This window comes from Ligilactobacillus pobuzihii E100301 = KCTC 13174 (genome assembly GCF_000349725.1).
Taxonomy (GTDB): Bacteria; Bacillota; Bacilli; order Lactobacillales; family Lactobacillaceae; genus Ligilactobacillus; species Ligilactobacillus pobuzihii.
The window spans coordinates 61,756-64,870 of record NZ_KB714704.1; the positions used below are offsets into that span (position 1 = coordinate 61,756).

Annotated in this window: 2 protein-coding genes; both read right to left on the reverse strand. The window is 40.9% G+C overall.

All coding sequences use genetic code 11. The features are described from left to right. Nucleotides 1-193: 193 nt before the first annotated feature. Entirely contained in the window at nucleotides 194-1,543 is a 1,350-nt protein-coding gene (locus tag LACPOB_RS0111195) for an ISL3 family transposase (protein WP_017868910.1), read from the reverse strand. Between the two features lie 137 nt (nucleotides 1,544-1,680). Further along, nucleotides 1,681-3,021, reverse strand: coding sequence for an ISL3 family transposase (locus LACPOB_RS0111200; protein WP_017868911.1), 1,341 nt, complete (start codon nucleotides 3,019-3,021; stop codon nucleotides 1,681-1,683). Between the last annotated feature and the right edge of the window lie 94 nt (nucleotides 3,022-3,115).

Sequence of the window (3,115 nt, forward strand, 5' to 3'; positions counted from 1 at the left end):
ACTGAAAGTGAACTAGAGCCTTATTTACCATGGAATTAAACTCAAATAACGTCAAAGATCCCTGACATGAAGCAACTCATGCTTTCATATCAGGGATTTCTATTTTGGTCCAAGCAAATTCAAACATTTTTTGTCTAGCCGTCCAGTTGAACACTGCTTACAAATAAATTATTAAAATAAAAAAGTAATTGGTCTAGCTTGTTTCAGCTGCTTGTTCTTGAATGGAACTAGCAGCTTTTTTGATTTGATTGTTAAAGTTCAAACTTACGTAACTATTCTTTAATTCAACTAGGACACGCAGACGAAAGTTCGCAAAATTTCTGAAGCCATAAGCGGTCTTCTTAATGGTTTTGATCTTGTTGTTCGTCCCTTCGACGGGGCCGTTGGAAAAGGAGGTTTTAAAACTGTTTTTGATCTCCTGCAGGTGTTTGCGTAAGGTCCGGTTGGTTTGTTTGACGGGCTCAGGCATTCCTGCGGCTGACTGGGTCAATTCTGCTAATAGTTTTGGATCTGCTTGATGCACGGCTTGTAAAAGTGTTTGATAATAATTGTAAGCTAAGCGCAGGTCGGCAGACATCTTTAATAAACGTGTTACGATATCTTGTTCACACAACTGGCGGTTACGGAAATTCCTGCTTTTATGATAGTGTTTAAAGTCGAGCCGCGCCGCGTTTTTGGTCAATAACTTCCAATAATGCTTCAGGGCCCGGGAAACATGTGAGCCATGGCCAGCTTGTTTCATAGCCCGTATCCGGACCTGATTTAAAGCACGGTAGGCCTGGGTTATGACATGGAAACGGTCGGCAATAATGAGCGCGTTGGGAAAGATCTCCTGAATAAAGGCCCGGTATGGTGAATATAGGTCAACTGTGACACTTTGAACTGCATAGCGGGCCTGGCGGTCATATTGTAAAAAGTAACTGCGTAAATAAGCACTTTGACGAGACCGGACAATGTCTAAAGTACGGTGAGTCGCGATATCCATGACGATGATACTCATCCCACTTTGAGGAAAATTGCCCGATTTAAAGTCATCAAAAGCGATATTTTGCGGTAAATAATGATGATTTGGTTCTAAGTAGGTCGAGAGCTCTTGCGCAAAGCGCATGACTGTCATCCCTGAGAGACAAAAATCAGCCGCGATATCTTTTTGTGAGATGTTCTGTCCTAATTTGGACACCGCTTGATATTTAACGGCTCGCGAGATACGTTCATTAGCCTTGACATCCTGCACCGCGGCCAATTTTGTGATAGTTTTAGGGCATGAAGCTGAACTAGGGCACAAATATTTTTGTTTACGGATCGAAAAAACATTAGTGAGACCACCTGAAGGTAAGCCCACCATTTTCACAGTTTTAAAACCATTACGTTGCATTTTTTGACCACAAGCGGGGCAAAAACAAGGATAAGACTGCAGTAAATGAATAAAACGTGCTTTTTTATGCTTGTAAAAAGCATAAGTTGTCGCTTCATTTTGATATTTCGGGTCAAATTTCAAGCTTGAATCTTTAATTCCCAGTAGATCTAGTGTAAAATCATCCATGTAAGAACATTCCTTTCAGTGTGGGATTTGTTTTTCGGAGATGAAGTGGTCGCTTCATCTCTATTTTTTTAGGTTCTTTATCAAGTGGTACTGATGAAATAAATTATTAAAATTAAAAAGTAATTGGTCTAACTTGTTTAAGCTGCTTGTTCTTGAATGGAACGGGCAGCTTTTTTGATTTGATTGTTAAAGTTTAAACTCACGTAACTATTCTTTAATTCAACTAGGACACGCAGACGAAAGTTCGCAAAATTCCTGAAGCCATAAGCGGTCTTCTTAATGGTTTTTATTTTGTTGTTCGTCCCTTCGACGGGGCCATTGGAAAAGGAGGTTTTAAAACTGTTTTTGATCTCCTGCAGGTGTTTGCGTAAGGTTCGGTTAGTTTTTTTGACGGGCTCAGGCATCCCTGCGGCTGACTGGGTCAATTCTTCTAATAGTTCTGGATCTGCTTGATGCACGGCTTGTAAAAGTGTTTGATAATAATTGTAAGCTAAGCGCAAGTCGGCAGACATCTTTAATAAACGTGTTACGATATCTTGTTCACACAACTGGCGATTACGGAAATTCCTGCTTTTATGATAGTGTTTAAAATCGAGCCGCACCGCGTCTTTGGTCAATAACTTCCAATAATGCTTCAGGGCTCGGGAAACATGTGAGCCATGGCCAGCTTGTTTCATAGCCCGTATCCGGACCTGATTTAAAGCACGATAGGCCTGGGTTATGACATGGAAACGGTCGGCAATAATGAGCGCATTGGGAAAGATCTCCTGGATAAAAGTCCGGTATGGTGAATATAGATCAACCGTGACAGTTTGAACTGCATAGCGAGCCTGGCGATCATATTGTAAAAAGTAACTACGTAAATACGCACTTTGACGAGACCGGACAATGTCTAAAGTACGGTGAGTCGCGATATCCATGACGATGATACTCATCCCACTTTGAGAAAAATTGCCTGATTTAAAGTCATCAAAAGCGATATTTTGCGGTAAATAATGATGATTTGGTTCTAAGTAGGTCGAGAGCTCTTGCGCAAAGCGCATGACTGTCATCCCTGAAAGACAAAAATCAGCCGCGATATCTTTTTGTGAGATGTTTTGCCCTAGTTTGGACACCGCTTGATATTTAACGGCGCGCGAGATACGTTCATTAGCCTTGACATCCAGCACCGCGGCCAATTTTGTGATAGTTTCAGGGCATGAAGCTGAACTAGGGCACAAATATTTTTGTTTACGGATCGAAAAAACGTTAGTGAGACCACCTGAAGGTAAGCCCACCATTTTCACGGTTTTAAAACCGTTGCGCTGCATTTTTTGGCCACAAACGGGGCAAAAACAAGGATAAGACTGCAGTAAATGAATAAAACGTGCTTTTTTATGCTTGTAAAAAGCATAAGTTGTCGGCTCATTTTGATATTTCGGGTCAAACTTCAAGCTTGAGTCTTTAATTCCCAGTAGATCCAGTGTAAAATCATCCATGGAAGAACATTCCTTTCAGTGTGGGATTTGTTTTTCGGAGATGAAGTGGTCGCTTCATCTCTATTTTTTTTATCATAAAACAAAATTGGTACTG

Bases quoted from the DNA above. Each gene is read 5' to 3' on its own strand.
- LACPOB_RS0111200 (WP_017868911.1), bottom strand. From the start codon at position 3,021: ATGGATGATTTTACACTGGATCTACTGGGAATTAAAGACTCAAGCTTG.
- LACPOB_RS0111195 (WP_017868910.1), bottom strand. From the start codon at position 1,543: ATGGATGATTTTACACTAGATCTACTGGGAATTAAAGATTCAAGCTTG.